Below are 22,181 nucleotides of genomic sequence, written 5' to 3' on the forward strand. Positions count from 1 at the left end.
TCTGCCGGTGACCCGATTGCTGTCATAAGGATGCCATGTCCTTCTTTCTCGCCTCAGAGCTTGCCGCCTTTGCGCCAGGCGACGCGCGCCTCCTGAACGAGGCCGGCGCCGAGCCGGGCCGGCCGATCGTGGTAGGCACCGCCTCGGCGGAGATCCTGGCGCGGATTGCCTTCGCCGCGCCGCATCTGCGGACGCCGCTCTTTCCGATCGATCCAGCCCTTCCGCAGGCGGTCGTCGCCGATCTCATCGCCCAATCGGGGGCCGGACTTGTCGTCGGAGAGCGGCCGGTCGAGGGCCCGGGCTTTCTTTCGACCGACGCCTTTTCGGACGCGTCTCAGATCGCAGGGCCCTCACCCTCCCGCCGCTGGGTGGCGCCTTCCGGCATCGCGCTTCTCGTCGCCACGTCCGGCAGCACGGGACACCCAAAGGCGGTGATGCTGTCGGGCGCCAATCTTCAAGCCGCGGCGCGCGCGGGCGCGACAGTGGCACCGCTTCAGGCCGGAGACCTCTGGCTTGCCTGTCTGCCGCTCTTCCATATCGGCGGCTTTTCTATCCTGGTGCGCACGGCGCTGGCGGGAGCCGAGGCGCTAATTGCCGAAAAATTCGATGCGACGACCATCCTAAATGCTTTACGCGAGCGACACGTCACGCACCTCTCCCTGGTGCCGGCGATGCTTTCCCGTCTTCTCGATGCCGACGAAGAAGACGCGCCCGAAAGCCTGCGGCATGTGCTGATCGGCGGGGCGGCGCTCTCGCCGGAGCTTGCCGAGCGGGCAGCATCCCGCGGCTGGCCGATCCAGCCGACCTACGGGATGAGCGAAACGGCCTCGCAGCTTGCCACCCTCCCCGCTTTGCCGCGTCCGTGGCGGGCCGGCTTCGTCGGACAACCGCTTGGCGAAACCGAGGTAGCGCTCGATCCATCGGGAAAACTCAAAGTTCGCGGGCCGAACGTCATGGCGGGCTATGCCAATCCGACACTTGCCCCAGGCGACGGGCTTTCGGGCGGCTGGTTCCTCACGGCCGATCTGGCCGAGATCGACGAAACGGGCGCAATCACCATCCTCGGCCGCGCCGACGACGTCATCGTGAGTGGCGGCAAGAAGATCATGCCGCAAAGCGTGGAAGCGCTGCTTGCCAAGGCTCCGGGAGTTGCGGCCGTGGCCGTCACCGGGCGGGCCGACCCGGTCTGGGGGGAGATCGTCACCGCGGTCTATGCCGGCAGAATCGACGAAGCGGCGCTGCTTGCCTGGTGCCGCGATCATATCGAAGGTGCGCTTCGCCCGCGCGCGGTCGTGCAGGTTGCGGCACTGCCGCTGCTTGCGAGCGGCAAGCCCGACCGTTCAGCCCTGAAACAGATCGCCGCCGGGCAGGTGATCGAAAGGGGCAAGGCCTAGACCCGGGCGGTCCGGTAGCCGGATCATGCCGGTCTCGATCGGCGGCGGCGCGGCCACGTCCTCGGCGAGCCAGGAGAGCGTACCGAGGCCGTGCGCGAGACGCTGCCCCGCCGGCAGAGCGGCGGCGAGATGGGCTGCCGCCATGACACCGATGGCGGAATCGACGACGGAGGTCAGAACGAGCTCCACGCCGGCCTGATGCGCGCGGCGCGCGAGATCAAGCGTCGCGGCCATGCCGCCGATGCGCGCCGGCTTGACGACAAGGCGGCGAACGGCACGCGCCTCAAGCAGCGCATCCACCCCCAGCACCGGTACGGATTCATCGGCGGCAAGCGGAAACGGCAGCTCCGCCTGCAGGGATGCGAGCGCCTCCGGCGTCGGCCCTGAGAGCGGCTCCTCGACACCATCGACGCGCAGGCCGTCCATTTCCGCGAGCGCATTCAGGACACAACGCGCGTCCGCTCTTTCCCAGGCGCGGTTGGCGTCGAAGCGAAAGGACAGCACCCCCCCACTCGCTTCGACCACCTCTTTCAAGGCGGCAAGCTCGCTCTCCACGGGATCGACACCGAGCTTGATCTTGGCGACGGCAAAACCCGCCTCGGCGGCTCTCACCGCGCGGCCGGCGCAGCCTTCGTCGAGGCGGCCGAGAGCGGCGTTCACGGGCACGTCAGCCGCAGAAGTCTCGCTCAGAAGCCGGTGCAACGGCAGGCCGCGCTTCCTTGCGCAGAGATCGAGACAGGCGGTCTCGACGGCCCAGCGCACCTGCGGCTGAGCGATCGTCGCGACGAAATCACCTGCGAGCGGATCGACATCCTCACCCGGCAGCGTGCGCAAAACGTCGTCGAGCGCGCAAAAAGTCTCGGCATGACCCTTCTCGCCGGAGCTCGGCAGCGGCGCGCAATCGCCAAAGCCGACGAGGCCATCCGAGGCGAGCGCGACGATGCGTCCGTGCCGCGTCGTCATCGTTGCGCTTGCCGCCACCCAGGGCCGGGCGAGCCTCAGCGCATAAGGGCGAGAGATGGCTTCCTCGATGCGCATTCGGACACGTCCGCCGGGAGGTTTTGGCGCGGCGATCGGGCCGCCTCAGGGGCGCGGCGGAAAGCGCGAGAAATCAGGCGCCCGCTTTTCGTTGAAAGCGTTGCGGCCCTCCTGGCCTTCATCGGTCATGTAGAAGAGCGCGGTCGCATTGCCAGCGAGCTCCTGCACGCCCGAAAGCCCGTCGGTGTCGGCGTTAAAGCCAGCCTTCAAGACACGAAGTGCCGTCGGCGACAGGCGCAGCATCTCTCGGCACCAGGAGACCGTCTCTTCCTCCAGCCGGTCGAGCGGCACGACGGTGTTCACCATGCCCATATCGAGCGCCTGTTGCGCATCGTATTGACGGCACAGGAACCAGATCTCCTTCGCCTTCTTCAACCCAACCGTGCGTGCCATCAGCCCGGCGCCAAGACCCGCATCAAAGGAGCCGACGCGCGGACCGGTCTGGCCGAAACGGGCATTGTCGGCCGCAATCGTCAGGTCGCAGACGAGCTGCAGGACATTGCCGCCGCCGATCGCATAGCCTGCCACCATGGCGACAACCGGTTTCGGCAAAGTGCGGATCATGCGTTGCAGATCGAGAGCGTTCAGATGGTGGACGCCCGCCTGGTCCTTGTAGCCGCCGTCATCGCCGCGGATCTTCTGGTCGCCGCCGGCGCAGAAGGCGTCCGGCCCGGCGCCGCAAAGGATGATGACGCCGACGTCCTGATCGAGACGCGCAAGATGCAGCGCCGTCATGATCTCTTCCAGCGTCTCCGGCCGGAAGGCGTTGCGCACATGCGGGCGGTTGATGGTGATCTTGGCGATCCCGTCGGCCTTGTCGAAAAGGATGTCGGTGAAATTCTGCCCCGGCACCGTCTGCCAGGCGATCGTTGCGTCACTCATCGCGTTTGTCCTTGGGTCACGGGCGCCGCCGCGGCGGCGAAGAAAGTCTTGAAACGGGCGAGGCTCTTCTCACGCCCGATGGTGGCTCGGATCACGGTCGTTCCGGGCCGGTCGAGCGCCGCATTGACGGCAGCCATCGCCTCGTCGAGGCCATCGACATCCTGTGCCGCAAGGCCGAAAGCGCGCGCGGCCGCCACATGATCGAGCGATTGCGGCGTCAGCCAGCCGGTCTCGAATTCCGGCAGATCCACCTGCGCAAGATGATCGAAGATACCGCCACCGCCATTGTCGAGAAGCAGGATCGCAAGCGGCAGATCGCGGCCGAGCGCGAGCGCCCCGAGATCGTGCAGGAAGGCGAGATCGCCGACGACGGCAACGCAGTTTTCGGAGATGGCCGAAATTCCGAAGGCGGTCGACAGATTGCCGTCGATGCCGCTGACACCGCGATTGCCGTAAACCCGCAGCTTCGAGGAGCTGCGGCCGGCGAGCCAGTCTGCCGCCCGCACGGCGAGCGAATTGCCGAGGAAAATCGCGGTCGACGGCGGCACAGCACGCACGAGCCGGCGCATCAATGCGCCTTCGAAGACGCGGTCGCCGTCGCATACGGCGTCTGCCGCACGCACGGCCTCACTATCGAGCGCAACGATATCAGCCCGCCATTCCGGCGGCCCGGCGGGCGCATCGAGCCCCGCACAGACGAGCGCCACATCGGCGGTGACGACATGGCTCGCCGTCCCTGCCGGGTCCGCAAGCCGCGGCGTTTCGGAGACGACGATCTGCGGTTTCGTATGCGCTTTCTCCATCCAGGTGGAGACGGCTTTGGAGACGGGCGTGCCGCCGAACCGTAGGATCCAATCGGGCGTCGGCGCGGAACGCGCCACCTGATCGGGATGGGCAAGGATTTCCGGCTCCTGCGTGCCGAAGCGCAGACCGGAGAGAACGTCGGCGAAAACCGGCACGTCGAGCCGTCTCGCCAGGTCGAGAATCGCACGGCGCGCGGCGTCGCTCAGCGCTTCGCTGCCACAGACGATGGCCCCGCGCCCTTTGCCGATGATGCCGGAGATGCGATTGAGGGTTTCGCCCGTCGGCTGCAAATGTGTCGGAAGCGTCAGCGGGATCGGCGCTCCGGCCGTTTCGTCCACAGCGATCGAGGCTGACGGGACGAGCGGCTCGCGCAACGGCACGTTGATGTGAACCGGGCCCGGAAGCGGGCCACGGCTCGCCGCCACCATCCTCGCGGCGAAATTCGCGAGCCAGCCCGTCTCGGCCTCAGCCGGCGGCAGCTGGAAGAACTTGCGCACATGGGTGCTGAAGAGCCCCGCCTGGTCCATCGTCTGATTGGCACCGCAATCCTGCAGCTCGGGCGGACGATCGGAGGAAAGAAGGATGAGTGGCACGCGGGCCATATCGGCCTCGACGACAGCCGGCAGCCAATTGGCGATCGCCGAACCGGATGTTGCCGCAAGCGCCACCGGCTCGCCGGAGGCCTTGGCGAGACCGAGCGCGAAGAAGGCGGCCGAGCGTTCATCGACCACCATGCGCACACCGATTTCGGGATGACGCAAGGCGGCGAGCGTCAGCGGCGTCGAGCGTGAGCCCGGAGAGGCAACAAGCCGGCGCACGCCGGCTGCAGCAAGCCCGGATGCAAGGGCCGCAGCCCAGTGAAACGTCTGTTCGGCGGGTCCGTTCATTTGTCTGCGAAGAGATCCAACATGGTGGCAAGCTTCATTTCCGTCTCCATCCATTCGGCCGCCGGGTCCGACTGCGCCATGATGCCGGCACCGGCCCACAGGCTCGCCTCGCGCCCGGCAAAGAAAGCCGTGCGCAAAACGACGGCCGCCTCTCCGTCTCCGTCCGCGTCGATCCAACCGGCAACACCTGAATAGAGGCCGTCGCGCTCCTCGCCCAGCTCGTTCAGCCAGGCAAGTGCCGTTTCGCGGGGAAATCCCGAAACGGCCGGGGTCGGGTGAAGCCGTTCCGCCACGTCGAGAAGTCCGACACCCGGCTTCAGCCGCCCGGACAAGGGCGTCCACAGATGCGTGACGCGCGACAGATGCATAAAGCCCGGAGCCGACGGTCGCTCAAGCGTCTCGCAGAAATCCTCGAGGTCGGCTGCGATCGCATCGACGACGATGGCATGCTCGCTGCGCTCCTTGGCCGAGGCAAAGAGGGCCGATTCGGCGGCGTCATCGACCGGTGCCGCACCGGCATTGCGGGCCGTGCCGGCGAGCCCGTCGCTCAGGATGTCCCGGCCTTTCTTCACGGCCAGGCGTTCCGGGCTCGCGGCGACGACATGACCGCCGCCGTGGGGCAGCGAGAAGATGTTCGATCCCGCATTGTAAGCAGCGAGGCGGTCGACCAGACGATTGGGGTCGACCGGTTCTGCAAGCCGTAGGACCAGACGGCGGGCAAGGACCGCCTTGTCGAAGCGGCCGTGGCGAATCGCGGCGCTGGTTTCGGCGACACGCGCCTTCCAGGTCGTCTCATCCGGCGTGGCCTCTGAGCCTTCGATGCGAGCCTCGCCACCCAGGCCGGCCGGCGAGAGAATGCTGTCGGCGAGCGTCAGCCAGTCGCCGGCGATCTCCTGCGGGGAGCGCCCATCATGGCCCGCGGACAAGATCACGCTCCAGGCGTCACCCTCGCGGCGAAAGAGGACGCGCGGCACAAAGAAGGAAAGGTCCTGCTTCGCCGTGGCTGGCGGCAGGGTGAAAAAAGCCAGCGGCAATGCGAAAGCACCACCGATGCGGCGCCAGACGCCTGCTTGAGACAACAGACGGTCGAGCGCGTCACGCGAGCCTTCGACGGCTTTTCCGGCAGCATAGAAGGCACGGCCCGTCGGAGGAGACACCCACCGACAATCGCCCGAAAAGCCCTGACAGCGCGCAAGTGTGCTGCCCGGCAGATCGATCGCGAGGCTTATGACTTCGCCCGGCGCAAGCGTCGCCAGCGTCTCGCCCGAAGCAGCGATCGCCCTTTCCAGGAAACCGGGTATGCCGTTGTTATTAGCGTTCATGAGAGATGCTTACGCGGGCCTTCGGGCTCTTGTGGAGACGCAGAAAAGACGCGCCGCCTTGCCGGGGCCTTGCGGCCCAGCCGATCGACCTGCAGCGCCATGCTCCTTTTCCAGGCTCTCCCGTTCACTGCGCCTCTAGCGCGTTTGCCAGCGCATAGTCCACGGCCGCTTCGCAATGCAGCCGCGTCGTATTGAACATGGGAAAGTCCGGGCGATCCTTCTGGTCGATCAAAAGAAAGATCTCCGTGCAGCCGAGGATCAGGCCCTCTGCCCCCTCTTCGCGGGCCAGCCTTTCGGCAATCTCCAGATAACGGGCTTTCGATTGCGGACGGATCTCATCCTTGACGAGTTCGTCGAAGATGATGCGATCGATCTCAGCGCGCTCGGCCGCGCTCGGGACGACGATCTCCAGCCCGAATTTTTCCTCATAGCGGCAGCGGGCGTAATCCATTTCCATGATCGGCTTGGTGCCGAAGAGAGCAACGCGTTTCAGCCCTGCCTTGCGGATCGCCTCGCCCGTCGGATCGACGATGTGGATGTAATCGATGTCGCGGGAAGCAAGGATCGCCTCCATCGGCTTATGCAGAGTGTTGGAGACGCCGACGATCACATCGGCGCCTGCGGCAATCAGCGCATCCACCTTCTTCGCCATATAGGCCTCCAGCGAGGCCCAATCGTCGGCATGCAGAAAGGCTTCGATATTGCCGAAATTCATGCCGACGATCACCGTCTCGGCGATGTCCCAACCGCCGAGACGTGCATTCACGATCTCATTGAGAAAGCGGTAGTAATGGCCGGTGGCGATGTTGCTGGAACCGCCTAGAACACCGATCGTCTTCTGAGCGAGCGGTCGTGTCGTCACGCTGCGTCCCCCGTCTTGCCTGTCCTTTCAGGACATAGCAGAGGCCGGGCGGCGCGCCCACCGGCTGCGGCAATCAGCGAACGTCTTGGACGACCTCGAAACCTTCGAACTGCGGATGCTCGATATAGAGAGGCTTGCGTTCGCCGGCGCCCGCATGGGCATTGCGGAAATGCTCAGACTTCGTCCAGTTCTCGAAATCCTCGTAGGAGCGCCAGACCGTGTGCGAGGCATAGAGCACGTGATCTTCCCGCTCCGGCCCCTTGAGGAGATGGAACTCGACGAAACCCGGCACCTTGGAAAGCTGCGAATCGCGGCTGCGCCAGACTTCGGCAAAATCCTCGGCCGATTCCGGCTTCACCTTGAAGCGGTTCATGGCGATGTACATTTTTCGCTGCTCCTATGGGATTGGTTCGGCCGATCGGGCTCGGCCAAAAGATGAGAACGATTTTCACCTTATAGCGGAAAGCCGTTGTCGCGCCAGGGGCAGCGCCGGTCACGCGTCGGGTTTCGCCCTTCCCTTCGGCGGCAACCCTCGCCGAGATACACCCGCCCTCAGGCTGCGGTGCGCATCATGCGGATGGCTTCGACGATCTCGGAGAGGGAATCGATCACCTGGTCGGCCCCGAGCTCTTCCGGCGGCAGCTTGGTGTAACCATAGCTCATGACGAGGACCGGCAGGCCGGCAGCCCGCGCGGCCCCCACATCGGCCGGGCTGTCGCCGACCATCAGCGCGTCGTCGGTGCTGATCCCAAGCTGCTGCAGCGCCGCCAGGAGAACCGCCGGCTCCGGCTTCTTCGGCAAGCCGCTGTCGCCGCCGATGACGGCGCCGAAACGTTCGGCAACGCCGAGACCTTCCAGGATGAGACGCGTCGCCTCGCCGGGCTTGTTGGTGACGACGGCGAGCGCGATGCCGCTTTCTTCAAGGCCCGCCAATGTTTCCACGGCGGTCGGGAAAAGCACCGTCTTCTCGGTTGCTCGCGGCTCGTAAAGTGCCAGGAAACGCGCGACCAGACTCTCGAGCTCGATTTTGTCGAGTGTGCGCCCGCGCGCCTCAAAACCGCGCTCGACGAGCTTTTCGACGCCGTCGCCCACCATCTTGCGGACATTGTCTTCGCTGACGGCGGGGAGCCCCTCCTCGACGAGGAGATCGTTCAAGGCATCGGTCAGATCGGGAACGGAATCGACGAGCGTGCCGTCGAGATCGAAGATGATGGCCTTCGGCCAGGACGAGGCCATCAGGCGGCCTTCCATTTGATGGAGCAGCCCATCGAGGGGATCTGTTCCCTCGGCCCTTCGCCGGTTTGAGCGACCTTTTTCATCGCCTCGAAAAGCTCGCGCGGCGCATCCGGCACCGCCTCTTTCCGGGATGCGTCGAGCCGGCCGCGAAACTGCAGCTCCAGGTCCTTGTTGAAGCCGAAGAAATCCGGCGTGCAGACGGCCTCCCAGGCGCGCGCCACCGACTGATCTTCGTCATGCAGATAGGGAAAGAAAAAGCCGTGCTCTTCGGCGAATGCCTGCATGTTCTCAAAGGAATCGTCGGGATAGGCCTCTGCATCGTTGGAGCAGATGGCGATCGTCTTGATGCCGTAGGCCTCAAGCTCCCTGGCGTCGCGCACGAAACGGTCGATCACGGCCTTCACATAGGGGCAGTGATTGCAGATGAAGGCGACGAGCGTGCCGTTCTCGCCCGCGCAATCTGCAAGCGAATAGGTTTTGCCGTCAGTGCCCTTGAGGGTGAAATCCTTCGCCTTCCAGCCGAAATCGCAAATCGCGGCGGTTGCAGCCATGAAGCTCTCCTTGTCTGCGTCTCAGGCGGCCGCCTTCAGCGCCCCCTCCGCTGCCGTGCGAATGGCAGTGATGTTCTGACGATATGTTTCTTCGCTGCCGCCTTTAAAGACCGCGGAGCCCGCAACAAGCACATCGGCCCCGGCCGCGGCGAGCGCCGGCGCGGTCTCCGGAGAGACGCCGCCATCGATCTCGATGCGGATGTCGCGGTCGCCGATCATTTCCTTCACGCGGCGCGTCTTCTCGATGATCGCGGGAATGAAAGCCTGACCACCGAAGCCGGGATTGACACTCATCAGAAGGATGAGGTCGAGCCGGTCGAGCACGTATTCGAGCGTCGTTTCCGGCGTTGAGGGATTGAGAGAGACGCCGGCCTTCTTGCCGAGCCCGCGGATCGCCTGCAGCGAGCGGTCGAGATGCGGTCCCGCCTCCTGATGCACGGTGATGTAATCGCAGCCGGCGGCGGCGAAAGCCTCCAGGAACGGGTCGGCCGGCTCGATCATCAAATGACAGTCGAAGACTTTTTGCGAGGAGCCGCGCAGCGCCTTGATGATGGGCGGACCGAAGGTGATGTTGGGCACGAAATGCCCATCCATCACGTCGAGATGGATCCAGTCGGCGCCGGCGCGGTCGACGGCGGCCACTTCCTCGCCGAGCCTGGCGAAATCGGCGGAAAGGATCGACGGGGCAATCAAGATATCGTTCATGGCGGCTCTCCCTGTGCCCGCGCGGGCTATTTCGCTCACGCCCGTTCTTCGGCGCGTTCACTGTCCGTGGGAATGGAAAACACCCGGCTGACATTGATGTCCTCGGGGGAAATCATCTTCAGATCCTCCACCGTCACCGGGCCGGTCCCCGCCTCGAAGAGACGGTTCGCCTGGCGCAGACGCGCGCGGTCGAGGGCGTTTCTGACCGAGCGGGCATTGGCGAAGTGCGGCTGCTGACGGCGGCGGTCGATGTAGCGGATGAGCGTCTCGCGCGCATCGGGCGACAATTCGTAGTTCTGCTCGTTCAGCATCATCTCGGCGATCCTGAGGAGCTCCTCGTTGTTGTAATCTGGAAAATCGATGTGGTGCGCGATGCGCGAGCGAAAGCCCGGATTGCTCTCGAAGAACTTGTCCATCTTGTCGGCATAGCCGGCCAGAATGACGACCAGATCCTCGCGCTGATTTTCCATCACCTGGAGGAGGATTTCGATCGATTCCTGACCGTAATCGCGCTCGTTTTCCGGGCGGTAGAGGTAATAGGCCTCGTCGATGAAGAGGACGCCGCCCATCGCCTTCTTCAAAACTTCCTTCGTCTTCGGCGCGGTGTGGCCGATATACTGGCCGACGAGATCGTCGCGCGTGACGGAGACGAGATGACCCTTGCGGATATAGCCGAGCCTGTGGAGGAGGCTCGCCATTTTGAGCGCGACGGTGGTCTTGCCGGTACCCGGATTGCCGGTGAAGCTCATATGCAAGGTCGGCGCCTCATAGGCGAGGCCGAGCTGCTTGCGGGCGCGCTCCACCAGGAGGAGCGCTGCGGTTTCGCGAATGCGCTTTTTGACAGGCGCGAGGCCGACCAGGGTCTCATCGAGTTCACGCAGGACGTCGCCGACGCCCGATTCCTCGAATTCGCGCTGCAGATCCACCGAGGTGACCGGCGCAGCAGTTTCCGCCTCGGCGGGATTGGCATTCTCGGTTTTGACCTGGTCGTTCATCGCAGCATCCGCTCACAAACTCTGATCGGCGCCGCGCCCGAGGCGCGACGCCAGTTATTCGAATAGGGTCGCTTTAGTACCGCGCGCCTTCCGGCTTGTCGGACGCGTAGCCCCGGGTCGTGTAGCGGGTCATGCGACCGGCACACTCCTGCCGCTCCAGGCTGAAGCCCGGCTCTTCCGCAGGCCGATTGACGATGAAAGAGATCTTCACCGATTCCCAGCCGTGCGAGGAATCGAAGGCCGATAGGCGGATGTAACGGTCGCCATAGACCTTACGGCAATCGTTGAGCTCCATCATCACGCCCGCCGCGTCCTCGATATCGAACATCGGGTGGCCCCACATGTCCCAATAGGTGTTGCGCGGATGCGGGTCGTCGGTGAACTCGATGTTCACCGCCCAGCCATTGTCGATGCAGTACTGCACCTGCTTGGTGATCTGCTCGTCCGTTAAATCGGGCAGAAACGAAAAGGTGCCCTGGGTAATGCGCATGGATGCGTTCTCCAAATAGTCTCGGTTCGGGCTCTAGGCGGCAGTCGCCGTCGGCACGAAGTCCGGCGTGTCGGTGGAGGCGTAGTTGAAGGTGACATCCTTCCAGGTCTCGAGCGCCTGCTGCAGCGGCTGGCAGGTTTTTGCCGCGGTCTGCAGGATCTCCGGACCCTCGTTGACGATGTCACGGCCTTCGTTGCGGGCGAGAACCATGGCTTCGAGCGCCACGCGGTTCGCCGTCGCGCCGGCCGCGATACCCATCGGATGGCCGATCGTGCCGCCACCGAACTGCATGACGCAATCCTCACCGAGCAGGTCGAGGAGCTGGTGCATCTGGCCGGCATGAATGCCGCCGGAGGCAACCGGCATCAGCTTGTTGAGCGAGGCCCAATCCTGGTCGAAGAAGATGCCGTTCTGCAGCGCCTGGGGATTAAACTCCTCGCGGCAGATGTCGTAATAGCCCTTCGTCGTGGCCGGATCGCCCTCGAGCTTGCCGACGACCGTACCCGCATGGATATGGTCGACACCGGCCAGCCGCATCCATTTGGCGATGACGCGGAAGGAGACGCCGTGCGTCTTCTGGCGCGTATAGGTCGAGTGACCGGCACGGTGGAGGTGCAAGATCATGTCGTTCTTGCGCGCCCATTTGGCCATGGACTGAATGGCCGTGTAGCCGATCACGAGGTCGATCATGACAATGCAGGAGCCGAGTTCCTTGGCGAATTCGGCACGCTCGTACATGTCTTCCATGGTGGCGGCGGTGATGTTGAGGTACGTGCCCTTCATCTCACCGGTCGCCGCCTGCGCCTTGTTGACCGCTTCCATGCAATAGAGGAAGCGCTCACGCCAATGCATGAAGGGCTGCGAGTTGATGTTCTCGTCGTCCTTGGTGAAGTCGAGACCGCCTTTCAGCGCCTCGTAGACGACGCGGCCGTAATTGCGGCCGGACAGGCCGAGCTTCGGCTTCACGGTGGCGCCGAGAAGCGGACGGCCAAACTTGTCGAGACGCTCGCGCTCCACAACGATGCCCGTCGCGGGACCCTGGAACGTCTTCACATACGCGACCGGCAGCCGCATGTCTTCCAGACGCAGGCCCTTCAAGGGCTTGAAGCCGAAGACGTTGCCGATGATCGACGCGGTCAGGTTGGCGATCGAGCCACCCTCGAAGAGGTCGAGATCATAGGCGATGTAGGCAAAATACTGGCCTTCGGCGCCCGGCACCGGATCGACGCGGTAGCATTTGGCGCGATACTTCTCCGCCGCCGTCAGACGGTCGGTCCACACCACGGTCCAGGTCGCGGTGGAGCTTTCACCGGCAACGGCTGCAGACGCTTCGATCGGATCGACACCGTCCTGCGGGATCACCCGGAAGACGCAGATGATGTCGGTATCCTTCGGCTCGTAATCGGGCTCCCAATAGCCCATCTTCTTGTATTCCATGACGCCGGACTTGTAGCGGTCCTTGCCGGTGACGGTCTTGGATTCCGTATCCATCCCACTCCTCGCTTTCTCTCGTTGAAGCTGGCCGATTACTCGGCAGCCATGGCCATGTCGGTCTTCGGATCAAGCGCGCCGCTTTGGTAGCGCTTGGCCATCTCCTCGAGCGGGATGACCTTGATCTTGGAGGCGTTTCCGGCGGTACCGAACCGTTCGAAACGATCGCGGCAGAGCTCGCGCATGGCCTCCATCGCCGGCTTGTTGAACTTGCGCGGATCAAATTCCGCCGGGTTTTCCTGCGCGATCTTGCGATACTGCCCGGTCATCGCCATGCGGCAGTCGGTGTCGATGTTGACCTTGCGGACGCCATGGCGAATGCCGCGTTCGATCTCTTCCACCGGCACACCGTAGGTCTGCGGCATCGCCCCGCCATAGGCGTTGATGATGTCCTGCAATTCCTGCGGCACGGACGAAGAGCCGTGCATGACGAGATGCGTGTTCGGCAGGCGGCGATTGATCTCCTCAATCACATGCATGGCAAGGATCTCGCCGTCCGGCTTGCGGGTGAATTTGTAGGCGCCGTGGCTCGTGCCCATGGCGATCGCCAGCGCATCCACCTTCGTTGCCTTGACGAATTCCACCGCCTGATCGGGATTGGTCAGAAGCTGCTCCTGGGAGAGCTTGCCTTCCGCACCATGGCCATCCTCGGCCTCGCCTTCGCCCGTTTCGAGCGATCCGAGCACGCCGAGTTCACCTTCCACCGAGGCACCGACCCAATGCGCCATCTGCGCCACGCGGCTGGTGATGGCGACATTGTACTCATAGGAGGCCGGCGTCTTGGCATCGGCCTCGAGCGAGCCGTCCATCATCACGGAGGTGAAGCCGTGCTGGATGGCCGTCAGGCAGGTGCCCTCGTTGTTGCCGTGGTCCTGATGGATGCAGATCGGGATGTTCGGATAGATCTCGACCAGAGCTTCCATCATCTTGGCGAGCATGATGTCGTTGGCATAGGCGCGGGCACCGCGGCTCGCCTGGATGATGACCGGCGCGTCGACGGACGAGGCCGCCTCCAGGATCGCCAGCGCCTGTTCCATGTTGTTGATGTTGAATGCGGGAACGCCGTAGCCGTTCTCGGCAGCGTGATCCAAAAGCTGACGCAGCGTGATGCGGGCCATCACTCGCTCTCCTTGCCAATGTTGATGAAGGTCCGGGCCGCATCGACGATGGCGTCCGGGGTGATACCGAAATGCTCGTAGAGCTCTTGATAGGGGCCGCTCGCACCAAAGCCCTGCATGCCGATGAAGATGCCGTCCGGGCCGAGCCAGCGGTCCCAGCCGTCGCGCACAGCGGCTTCGACACCGATCCGGGGCGCCGTGCCCAGAACCTCGTTCTGATAGGCCCGGTCCTGGGTCTTGAAGATGTCGAAGCACGGGGCCGAGACGACGGCCGCGGCGATGCCGTCGGCCGCAAGCTTCTCCGCCGCTTCAACCGCGATCGTCACTTCCGAGCCAGTGGCGATCAGGGTTACGTCGCGGTCGCCCTCCGGTTCACGGAGCACGTAGGCGCCCTTCGCCGAAAGGTTCTCGGAGACGTGCTCGGTGCGCAGGGTCGGCAGGCCCTGGCGCGTCAGGCACAAAACTGAAGGACCCGAGGCATTTTCGATGGCGCACTGCCAGGCTTCCGCCGCTTCCACGGCATCGGCCGGGCGGAAGACATTGAGGTTCGGCATGGCGCGCAGGGATTCCAGATGCTCGACCGGCTGGTGCGTCGGGCCGTCCTCGCCGAGGCCGATGGAATCGTGGGTCATCACATGGATCACACGCACACCCATCAGCGCCGCAAGACGGATCGCCGGGCGCGAGTAATCGGCGAAGACCAGGAACGTACCCCCGAAGGGAACGAAGCCGCCATGCAGTGACATGCCGTTCATCGCGGCCGCCATGCCGTGCTCGCGCACGCCGTAATGCATGTAATTTCCGCTAAAATCGTCGGGGGTGACCGGCTGCTGCGCCGCGACACGCGTGCCGTTGGAGCCGGTGAGATCGGCCGAACCGCCGATCAACGACGGCAACAGCGGCACCAGTTCCTCCAGCACCTTCTGGGAAGATTGCCGCGTGGCGAGCTTCGGCTTCTCGGAGGAGAAGCGCTCCTTGATGCTCTCGATCGCGTCGCGCAGTTCATTGCCGGCGAAATCGAGCTCGAGCGCTGCGTGGAACGCGTCGCGACGCTCTTTCGGAGCCTCCGCCAGGCGCTTCTTCCAGTCGTCATGCAGCGCGGTCCCGCGCTTTCCGGTCTCGCGCCAATCCTTCAGAACCTCTTCCGGAACGACGAAAGGCTCATGCGTCCACCCAAGCGCCTCGCGGACGGCAGCCACTTCATCGGTGCCGAGCGGCGAACCGTGCACGCCATGAGTGCCCTGCTTGTTGGGAGCGCCCCAGCCGATGATGGTGCGGCAGGCGATCAGCGAAGGACGATCGGTCTGGCGCTCGGCCTCGATCGCGGCCTCGACCGCCGCCATGTCGTGACCGTCAACGCGACGCACCGACCAGCCGGCCGCCTCAAAGCGCTTCAGCTGGTCGACGGAGGTCGCAAGCGATGTCGGCCCGTCGATGGAGATCTGATTGTCGTCGAAGAGGACGATCAGCTTCCGCAGCTTCAAATGGCCGGCGAGATCGATCGCTTCGTGGCTCACGCCTTCCATGAGGCAGCCGTCACCGGCGATCGCATAGGTGTAATGGTCGACGATGTCGTCACCGAAGCGCGCCGCCATCAGCCGCTCGCCGATCGCCATGCCGACCGAGGCCCCAAGCCCCTGTCCGAGCGGGCCGGTCGTCACCTCGACGCCCGCCAGATGGCCGTATTCCGGGTGACCGGCCGTGCGTGCGCCCAATTGGCGGAAGTTCTTCAGCTGCTCGATCGTCGCTTCCGGATAACCCGTCAGATAAAGCAGCGAGTAGAGAAGCATCGAGCCGTGACCGGTCGACAGCACGAAGCGGTCGCGGTCCGGCCAGGCGGCGTCCTGCGGATCGAAGCGCATGAACTTGCTGAAGAGGACGGTCGCCACATCGGCCATGCCCATCGGCATGCCCGGATGTCCCGACTTCGCCTTCTCCACCGCGTCCATTGAGAGGGCGCGAATGGCGTTTGCCATCGGCTTGAGATCAGCGGCCTCAGCGTTCGTGGAAGCGGCCAGTACGGTCGTCTGCAAAGGGGCCATCAAGAAACCTTTCGTTTAGGAGACGCGGCGCTTTCGCTCGATGAGCTGCAAAATCAGCGGCGTCAAAATGAGCTGCATGGCGATATCGAGCTTGCCTCCAGGGACCACGATCGAATTCGCCCGCGACATGAAGCTATCGTGGATCATCGACAGCAAATACGAAAAATCGATGCCACGCGGATCCGCAAAGCGGATCACCACCATGGATTCGTCTGCTGTCGGAATCCACCGTGCCACGAAGGGGTTGGAGGTGTCGACGATCGGCACGCGCTGAAAATTGATGGTCGTCTCGGTGAATTGCGGGCAGATGTAATGCACGTAATCCGGCATGCGGCGCAGGATCGTGTCGGTGACCGCTTCCGTCGTGTAGCCGCGGGTGGAACGATCGCGGTGGATCTTCTGAATCCACTCCAGATTGATGACCGGCACGACACCGATCTTCAGGTCCGGATACTGGGCGATGTTGCAATCCTCGGTGACGACGGCACCGTGCAGCCCCTCATAGAAGAGAAGATCGGACTCGGCCGGGAACGGCTCCCAGTCGGTAAACTCTCCCGGCGGGCAGCCGTAGCATTTGGCCTCGTCGTCATCATGGACGTAATGACGGGTCTTGCCCGTGCCCTTGCGTCCGTATTCCTCGAACATCTCCTCCAGCTCGGAGAGGAGGTTCGCCTCCGGGCTGAAATGGCTGAAGGAATGGTCGCCGTCCGCCTTGTGGCGCTCCGTCTCTTCGCGCATCTCCACGCGGTTGTAACGGTGATAGGCATCACCTTCGATGAAGACGGCGTTGACCCCTTCACGACGGAAAATCTGCTCGAAGGTCCGGCGCACGGATGTAGTGCCTGCGCCGGACGAACCTGTGACTGAAATGATTGGGTGCTTAGCTGACATGTCCTGGCCTCAAACGCGAAACAGGCCGCGATGGGTAAACAAGGGCGCGCGTTCGCCGATCAGGCTCGGCGCCTCGTGGTAACGAAGGATGCGCTCCACTTCCTTCTTCGAACCGAAGATCAAAGGCGTGCGCTGGTGCAGGCTCGTCGGAACCTGATCGAGAATGGGAAAGCCACCATCGCTGGCAAGGCCGCCCGCCTGCTCGATCAACATAGCGATCGGGTTGGCCTCGTAGACGAGCCGTAGCCTGCCGTCGCCGTAGCCGCGGCGATTGTCGCGGGGGTAAAGAAATACGCCGCCACGCGCGATGATCCGGTAGGTATCGGCCACGAGCGACGCGATCCAACGCATATTGAAATCGCGAGCACGCGGGCCTGCCGAGCCCTGCAGGCAGTCGTCGATATAGATGCGCACGGCTTCGTCCCAATGCCGATAGTTCGACATGTTGATGGCGAACTCGTTGGTGTTGGGCGAAATCAGCACACCGTCGAGGATCTGCTGATAACCGCCGATGCGGTGCGAATAGACGAAGACATGCGTGCCCTCGCCCACCGTCAGCACCATGGCGAGCTGCGGCCCATAGATGAAGAAACCGGCGGCCAGCTGATTGCGCCCAGGCTGGGCGAAATCGGTGCTGACGCCATCGGCCGCATTCGGCGCATGCGGCAGGATGGAAAAGATGGTGCCGATCGAGACGTTTGTGTCGATGTTGGATGAGCCGTCGAGCGGATCGGTGGCGACGGCGAGAACGCCGTCGGGATTGAGCAGGATCGGCGAGCCGATCTCTTCCGAAGCGTAGGCGGCGACGGGCGCTTCCCGCATTTCGGCGAGGACGATCTCATCGGCGCGCACATCCAGAAAGCGCTGCCGATCGCCATCGGCATTGGTGGAGCCGCGCGCGGCGCCAATGTCGCCACCGAGCTGACCTTGGGATACGACATCGCGGATCTGGCGAGAGGCGCGGGCGAGAGCCCGGACCGTTTCCACAACCGCAAGGCGCTGCGGGTCATCTGTGCTGCTATATGCTCTGAGAAAAGCCTCGAGCGTGCTCAGGCCGGCCATATGCTGCCCTCCCCCCTGACCGAGGTTTCCCTGTCGGTCTTGATTGGGTGTGAGATACACCCTGGGGAGACTAAGTAAATTTAATTCTTGTAAGGCGCACAGTTAGGAATTTTAATGGGCGACATGGATTGGCTCACTCTTCGACAGCTGCGTGCCGTCACAGAAATTGCACGACACGGAACAATCGCAAGTGCCGCCAAGGCCTTGGGACTGACGGGTCCGGCGGTCACTCTGACGCTGAAACAGATCGAATCCGCGCTGGGGCTGCCGCTTTTCGACCGCACCGCGCACGGGATGCGACTGACTGACGCTGGCGAGGCGGTGCGTAACACTGCAGCCGAAGTGGAACGCTCGATCTTCCGGCTCGCCGACACGATCAACGAGGTCAAAGGACTCGGCACCGGCGCCGTGCATGTGGGCGTCGTCTCGACGGCCAAATACTATGCCCCGGCCCTCGTCGTCGGCTTCAAGCGCGAACATCCGATGATCGACGTGCGGCTGACCGTCGGCAACCGGCAAGAGGTGGTGCAGGCACTCACCGATTTCGATGTCGATTGTGCCATCATGGGCCGTCCGCCGAAGACGGTGCCGGTGGAGGCGGCGGTCTTCGGTGACCATCCGCTCATCATGATCGCCTCGCCCGCCCACAGGCTGGCCGGCCAGATCGATCTCAGCCGCAACGAGCTTTCCGGCGAGACCCTCCTCGTACGCGAGCCGGGCTCCGGCACCCGCACATCGATGGAAATCTATCTCGGCGATCTTCTTGCCGATCCGTCCATCCATTTCGTGGAATTCGGCAGCAACGAGACGATCAAGCAGGCCGTCATTGCCGGGCTCGGGATCGCCTTTTTGTCCGCGCATACCGTCGCCGTGGAGGTCGCAGCCGGCCGTCTGGTGGCACTCGATATGGAAGGGCTACCGATCCGCAGACAATGGTTCGTCGTGCGCCGCAGCGACAAATCCGTCTCTCCGGGCGCACGCGCCTTCCTGCAATTCGTCGTGCATTCCGGCACGCAATTCCTGCCGCACTTTCCAAAGCTCTACGAAGAGGCAAGCGGCGAATGATAAGCCCTCAGGCGGGCAGCCCGCCGGTCATTTTCAAGAACTCGACGATCTGATCGACGCCTTCGTTGCGGGAAAGATCGGTGAAGACGAACGGTCTTCCCTCACGCACCCGCTCCGCATCGCGGGCCATCACATCGAGGTCGGCGCCGACATAGGGCGCGAGATCCGTCTTGTTGATGATCAGGAGATCGGACCGGGTGATGGCGGGGCCGCCCTTGCGCGGGATCTTTTCACCTTCCGCCACACTGATCACGTAAAGCGTCAAATCGGCGAGATCGGGCGAGAAGGTCGCCGCCAGATTGTCGCCGCCGGATTCGATAAAGACGAGATCGAGATCCGGGTGACGGGCGGTGAGGTCGGCGATCGCGGCAAGGTTGATCGATGCATCCTCGCGGATCGCCGTATGCGGGCAGCCGCCCGTCTCCACTCCGACGATACGGTCTTCCGGCAAGGCCTGCAGCCGATTGAGGATGAGCGCGTCCTCCTTCGTATAGATGTCGTTGGTGACGACGGCGAGCGAGCAGCGGTCACGCATCGCCTTGCAGAGCTTTTCGGCAAGCGTGGTCTTGCCGGAGCCCACTGGACCGCCGATGCCGACGCGCAGGGGACCGTGCGGAGAGCGCTGCATCGCGGCAGCGGAATCAGCCGTCATCGTCATGAGCGGAACAACCTCGTCTCCTGCACCTCATGCTGCATCGACGCGATATCGGAAAAAAACGTGGCGCTGCCAAGCTCGGCCAGGTTTGCCGCGGCCGCCCAGGCGGCGGTTTCAAGAAAGGCCTCGCGCAACGCCGTGACAACCGCCAGCGCATCCGTCTGACCGATCGGAACGCTCCTTTGCGCCACCGAACAGAGATTGACGATGGCAGCCTGCAGGAAGCTCGCGACAGCGGTGACAAGTTCAATGTCGAGGTCGGCTGCAGCAGCCCCGACCGCGACCGGCCAGGGCCTTGCCGTGTCGCCCGTCGCCTCGGCGAAGGCCCGACCCTGGGCCATCGTTTCCAGATGCCTCTCCCTTGACGGCGCCAACGCCTCGGCAAGCTCGGCAATCTCAGCCAGCTCTGTCGCATTGCCCGCCTTTCGGGCACGAAAGGCGGCCGCAAAGAGCACGGCGTCTGCGCGAAACGAGCCGCAGCGCAAAAGCGCCTTCAGCCAGGTTTCGAGACTTTGGCGGTCGTTCACCCAGCCGGCGGCGACGGCGCGTTCAAGCCCATGCGAATAAGCGTACGCTCCGACGGGAAAGGCGGGAGACAACCAATACTGGAGCGTCACCAGAGCCGCGGCCGCATTCTTGCTGCCGGCTTCGACCTCGGCCGCGCCCTCAGCCATGTGCCGCCTTGTCGACATCGTCAAAATCCCCGAGCGCGAGATAATGCAGCTCCCGCACGATGCGGAGCGTCGGCTTCATGGCAAAACAGATGGACCCTATGAGAAAGCACCAGATCGCCGGCGCCTCCAATTCTGGGTAGAAGAAGAGCCAGGAGCCGACGATGAAAAGCAGGGCTGCGCTCACATCCACGGTCGTGAAGGCGATTTCATAGAGCGCATAGAGAGTGCGGTGACGCTCGGTCTTGGTGTTGTTCTTAGGGTCGAAGAAAGCCATTCTGCCTCGGATTTCCTGTGCTGTTCATCCTGACGCATGAGAATGGGGTGGTTCACCGCCATGACCATGGCCGTGATGGTGCGGATCGCCATAGGCACCGCCTTCCGGGTCGAACGCCTCCTCCACTTCGAAGGTTTCTCCGCCGAGCCTGCGGATCATCTCGGCGAGAACGTGGTCGCGGCGAATGAGAAGGCGCTCGTCCTGAAGGGCTGCAGGGGTATGGCGATTGCCGAGATGCCAGGCAAGCCGCAGGAGCGTGCCGCGATCAGGCGCCCGCACGTCCAGAAGCGGCTCAGGCTTTGCCCGCACGTCGATGCGGCGTCCATCTTCCAGAACCAGGCGGTCGCCCTCCCGCAGAAGCCGCGCTTCGGGAAGGTCGAGCAGAAAAGTCAGCCCCGTTTCCGTCGTCATCACCAGACGGCGGCGGTGGCGCTCATCCGATGTGAGACAGACGGTTTCGGTCATCCCTTCCGAGGGCGGAGCCGCCTCTTCGACGGCGGTGGCGCGCGGCCAGGTCTGCGGATCACCGGACATATGCTCGCTGTTCATCGGCTCGACACCGCCATTGAACCACCCGAGACGATCAGCGCCGAGCCAACGAAACGATTGAGCCAGACGAAGATGCGCTCCGAGCGCAGCAGCCCTTTGAGGAGCGCGCCGGCGGCCACATAGAGCCCGACCGCCACAATCTCCATGACGAGAAAGACGCCACCGAGCTGCGCGAGTTGCGACCAGGCCGGAAAGGTCGGATCGATGAACTGCGGGAAAAAAGCGGTGAAGACCGCAATCGCCTTCGGGTTGGTGATGGCGATGGTGAAGTCGCGACGCATCAGCGTCTTCAGACTGACCGAGGACGGATCGACCCGCGCCAGATGCCGCGCATGGCGCAGGATCCTGACACCGACATAGATGAGATAGGCGGCGCCCAGGAGCTTGATGACGACAAACGCTTCGGCTGAGGCGGACAGGATCGCGCCAAGTCCCGCCACGGTGACGCCGATCAAAATGGCGAAGGCCGGCATGCGGCCGAGGCCACCCAGGAGAGCGTAGAGCGGCCCGACCTTCGCAGCATTGGCGAAGGCCAGCATGTTGTTGGGTCCGGGCGCGCAATTCACGGCAAAGCAGGCGGGGATGAAAAGACTCCAGGCGATCATCGCAAAGCTCTCAGGGCGTTTCAGACAAAACCCTAGAGAAAAATGCGGCGCTGCGGAAGGAAATCAGGCTCGTTCGTGAAGGGCTTCCGAAAAGGCGCGGTCCTGGCGCGATGGATCGACGGGTTTCGTCATGGTGATGCTGGTCGCGCGGTCATAGCCGGCATGAGCCGTCTCGCTCACCTTGACGAAACCGAGCCGGGCGAAGGCGGCGTGGTTCTCGGTGAGCTCGACGCGGGTCTGCAGCTTCAGGAACAAGCGGTCGTTCGCCCGTGCCCGCTCTTCAGCGAGGACAAAGAGCCGTCGCGCCAGCCCCGCCCCGCGAAAGGCCGGGGCGACGGCGACCTTGCCAATATAAAGGCAGTCTGGCTCGAGCCTGAGAAAGGCGCAGCCGACGATGCGCCCATCCTCTTCGGCCAAAAGCAGCGTCTCACTTCCGGCCTTTTCAGCAAGCTCCGCCGGCCCCATGCGCAGAAGCGAAGACGGCGGATCGATCCGCACCGCCATATAGGCGAAGCAATCCATCAAGAGGCGATGGAGTTCGTCCCAGCGATCGAAGGCGGGATCGGCTTCGCGACAGATCAAGGCCATC

24 protein-coding genes are annotated in these 22,181 nt (G+C 63.8%); 2 read left to right on the top strand and 22 right to left on the bottom strand.

Translation table 11 applies throughout. The annotated features are described in order from the left end of the window. Window positions 1-35: 35 nt before the first annotated feature. Window positions 36-1,394 (top strand): class I adenylate-forming enzyme family protein, encoded by a 1,359-nt coding sequence (locus J2R99_RS01170; protein WP_307152686.1) that lies wholly within the window; start codon window positions 36-38, stop codon window positions 1,392-1,394. On the opposite strand, the gene J2R99_RS01175 is transcribed toward J2R99_RS01170, so the two are convergent. From J2R99_RS01175 to J2R99_RS01250, 16 genes are all read right to left on the bottom strand, one after another. Then, the gene (locus tag J2R99_RS01175) at window positions 1,341-2,432 is read right to left on the bottom strand and encodes a mandelate racemase/muconate lactonizing enzyme family protein (RefSeq protein WP_307152687.1); all 1,092 of its coding nucleotides are present in this window, start codon (window positions 2,430-2,432) and stop codon (window positions 1,341-1,343) included. The two genes, J2R99_RS01170 and J2R99_RS01175, sit on opposite strands and share 54 nt — an antisense overlap. A 45-nt stretch (window positions 2,433-2,477) precedes the next feature. Continuing rightward, complete coding sequence (gene menB, locus J2R99_RS01180) at window positions 2,478-3,314, bottom strand: 1,4-dihydroxy-2-naphthoyl-CoA synthase (RefSeq protein ID WP_307152688.1); 837 nt, start codon at window positions 3,312-3,314, stop codon at window positions 2,478-2,480. After that, the gene (gene menD / locus J2R99_RS01185) at window positions 3,311-5,005 is read right to left on the bottom strand and encodes a 2-succinyl-5-enolpyruvyl-6-hydroxy-3-cyclohexene-1-carboxylic-acid synthase (protein WP_307152689.1); all 1,695 of its coding nucleotides are present in this window, start codon (window positions 5,003-5,005) and stop codon (window positions 3,311-3,313) included. The genes menB and menD overlap by 4 nt, the downstream gene beginning before the upstream one ends. Next, a complete protein-coding gene (locus J2R99_RS01190; RefSeq protein ID WP_307152690.1) occupies window positions 5,002-6,327 on the bottom strand; it encodes an isochorismate synthase in 1,326 nt (441 codons plus the stop codon). Before J2R99_RS01190 ends, menD begins: the two co-directional genes overlap by 4 nt. Before the next feature lie 124 nt (window positions 6,328-6,451). Then, window positions 6,452-7,189: an aspartate/glutamate racemase family protein gene (locus J2R99_RS01195; protein WP_307152691.1), complete on the bottom strand. Its 738-nt coding sequence runs from the start codon at window positions 7,187-7,189 to the stop codon at window positions 6,452-6,454. A gap of 73 nt (window positions 7,190-7,262) precedes the next feature. After that, a complete protein-coding gene (gene hmuQ, locus J2R99_RS01200) occupies window positions 7,263-7,574 on the bottom strand; it encodes a heme-degrading protein HmuQ (protein ID WP_092809685.1) in 312 nt (103 codons plus the stop codon). Window positions 7,575-7,741: 167 nt separating this feature from the next. Continuing rightward, the gene (gph, locus tag J2R99_RS01205) at window positions 7,742-8,425 is read right to left on the bottom strand and encodes a phosphoglycolate phosphatase (protein ID WP_307152692.1); all 684 of its coding nucleotides are present in this window, start codon (window positions 8,423-8,425) and stop codon (window positions 7,742-7,744) included. Beyond that, window positions 8,425-8,976, bottom strand: a complete 552-nt coding sequence (locus J2R99_RS01210; protein ID WP_307152693.1) for a thioredoxin family protein — start codon at window positions 8,974-8,976, stop codon at window positions 8,425-8,427. Before J2R99_RS01210 ends, gph begins: the two co-directional genes overlap by 1 nt. A 21-nt stretch (window positions 8,977-8,997) precedes the next feature. Beyond that, the gene (gene rpe, locus J2R99_RS01215; protein WP_092809681.1) at window positions 8,998-9,681 is read right to left on the bottom strand and encodes a ribulose-phosphate 3-epimerase; all 684 of its coding nucleotides are present in this window, start codon (window positions 9,679-9,681) and stop codon (window positions 8,998-9,000) included. Window positions 9,682-9,716: 35 nt separating this feature from the next. Continuing rightward, on the bottom strand, window positions 9,717-10,676 hold the full coding sequence (cbbX, locus tag J2R99_RS01220) for a CbbX protein (protein ID WP_092809679.1): 960 nt from the start codon (window positions 10,674-10,676) through the stop codon (window positions 9,717-9,719). Between the two features lie 73 nt (window positions 10,677-10,749). Next, window positions 10,750-11,166, bottom strand: coding sequence for a ribulose bisphosphate carboxylase small subunit (locus tag J2R99_RS01225; RefSeq protein WP_092809677.1), 417 nt, complete (start codon window positions 11,164-11,166; stop codon window positions 10,750-10,752). A 33-nt stretch (window positions 11,167-11,199) separates the two neighbouring features. Next, the gene (locus J2R99_RS01230) at window positions 11,200-12,657 is read right to left on the bottom strand and encodes a form I ribulose bisphosphate carboxylase large subunit (RefSeq protein WP_092809675.1); all 1,458 of its coding nucleotides are present in this window, start codon (window positions 12,655-12,657) and stop codon (window positions 11,200-11,202) included. Window positions 12,658-12,692: 35 nt separating this feature from the next. Further along, window positions 12,693-13,775, bottom strand: a complete 1,083-nt coding sequence (gene fba / locus J2R99_RS01235; RefSeq protein ID WP_092809673.1) for a class II fructose-bisphosphate aldolase — start codon at window positions 13,773-13,775, stop codon at window positions 12,693-12,695. After that, window positions 13,775-15,817 (bottom strand): transketolase, encoded by a 2,043-nt coding sequence (gene tkt / locus J2R99_RS01240; protein WP_307152694.1) that lies wholly within the window; start codon window positions 15,815-15,817, stop codon window positions 13,775-13,777. The genes fba and tkt overlap by 1 nt, the downstream gene beginning before the upstream one ends. A 15-nt stretch (window positions 15,818-15,832) precedes the next feature. Further along, window positions 15,833-16,708: a phosphoribulokinase gene (locus tag J2R99_RS01245; RefSeq protein ID WP_307152695.1), complete on the bottom strand. Its 876-nt coding sequence runs from the start codon at window positions 16,706-16,708 to the stop codon at window positions 15,833-15,835. A 9-nt stretch (window positions 16,709-16,717) separates the two neighbouring features. Continuing rightward, complete coding sequence (locus J2R99_RS01250; RefSeq protein ID WP_307152696.1) at window positions 16,718-17,770, bottom strand: class 1 fructose-bisphosphatase; 1,053 nt, start codon at window positions 17,768-17,770, stop codon at window positions 16,718-16,720. Between the two features lie 123 nt (window positions 17,771-17,893). On the opposite strand from J2R99_RS01250, the gene J2R99_RS01255 reads away from it, so the two are divergent. Beyond that, window positions 17,894-18,835: a LysR family transcriptional regulator gene (locus tag J2R99_RS01255; RefSeq protein WP_307154106.1), complete on the top strand. Its 942-nt coding sequence runs from the start codon at window positions 17,894-17,896 to the stop codon at window positions 18,833-18,835. Window positions 18,836-18,842: 7 nt separating this feature from the next. Here the strand turns inward: J2R99_RS01255 and ureG are convergent, their stop codons facing one another. The 6 genes from ureG to J2R99_RS01285 form a co-directional block, all read right to left on the bottom strand. Beyond that, a complete protein-coding gene (gene ureG, locus J2R99_RS01260) occupies window positions 18,843-19,487 on the bottom strand; it encodes an urease accessory protein UreG (RefSeq protein ID WP_307154107.1) in 645 nt (214 codons plus the stop codon). 2 nt (window positions 19,488-19,489) lie between these two features. Beyond that, window positions 19,490-20,164, bottom strand: a complete 675-nt coding sequence (locus J2R99_RS01265; protein ID WP_307152697.1) for an urease accessory protein UreF — start codon at window positions 20,162-20,164, stop codon at window positions 19,490-19,492. Further along, entirely contained in the window at window positions 20,157-20,438 is a 282-nt protein-coding gene (locus J2R99_RS01270; protein ID WP_307152698.1) for a YrhK family protein, read from the bottom strand. The genes J2R99_RS01265 and J2R99_RS01270 overlap by 8 nt, the downstream gene beginning before the upstream one ends. Window positions 20,439-20,462: 24 nt before the next feature. Then, window positions 20,463-20,987 (bottom strand): urease accessory protein UreE, encoded by a 525-nt coding sequence (locus J2R99_RS01275; protein WP_307152699.1) that lies wholly within the window; start codon window positions 20,985-20,987, stop codon window positions 20,463-20,465. Further along, the gene (locus tag J2R99_RS01280; protein ID WP_307152700.1) at window positions 20,984-21,592 is read right to left on the bottom strand and encodes a LysE family translocator; all 609 of its coding nucleotides are present in this window, start codon (window positions 21,590-21,592) and stop codon (window positions 20,984-20,986) included. Before J2R99_RS01280 ends, J2R99_RS01275 begins: the two co-directional genes overlap by 4 nt. A 63-nt stretch (window positions 21,593-21,655) precedes the next feature. After that, window positions 21,656-22,180, bottom strand: coding sequence for a GNAT family N-acetyltransferase (locus J2R99_RS01285; RefSeq protein ID WP_307152701.1), 525 nt, complete (start codon window positions 22,178-22,180; stop codon window positions 21,656-21,658). Between the last annotated feature and the right edge of the window lies 1 nt (window position 22,181).

It is taken from the genome of Rhodopseudomonas julia, assembly GCF_030813515.1.
In the GTDB taxonomy this organism is placed as follows: Bacteria; Pseudomonadota; Alphaproteobacteria; order Rhizobiales; family Afifellaceae; genus Afifella; species Afifella julia.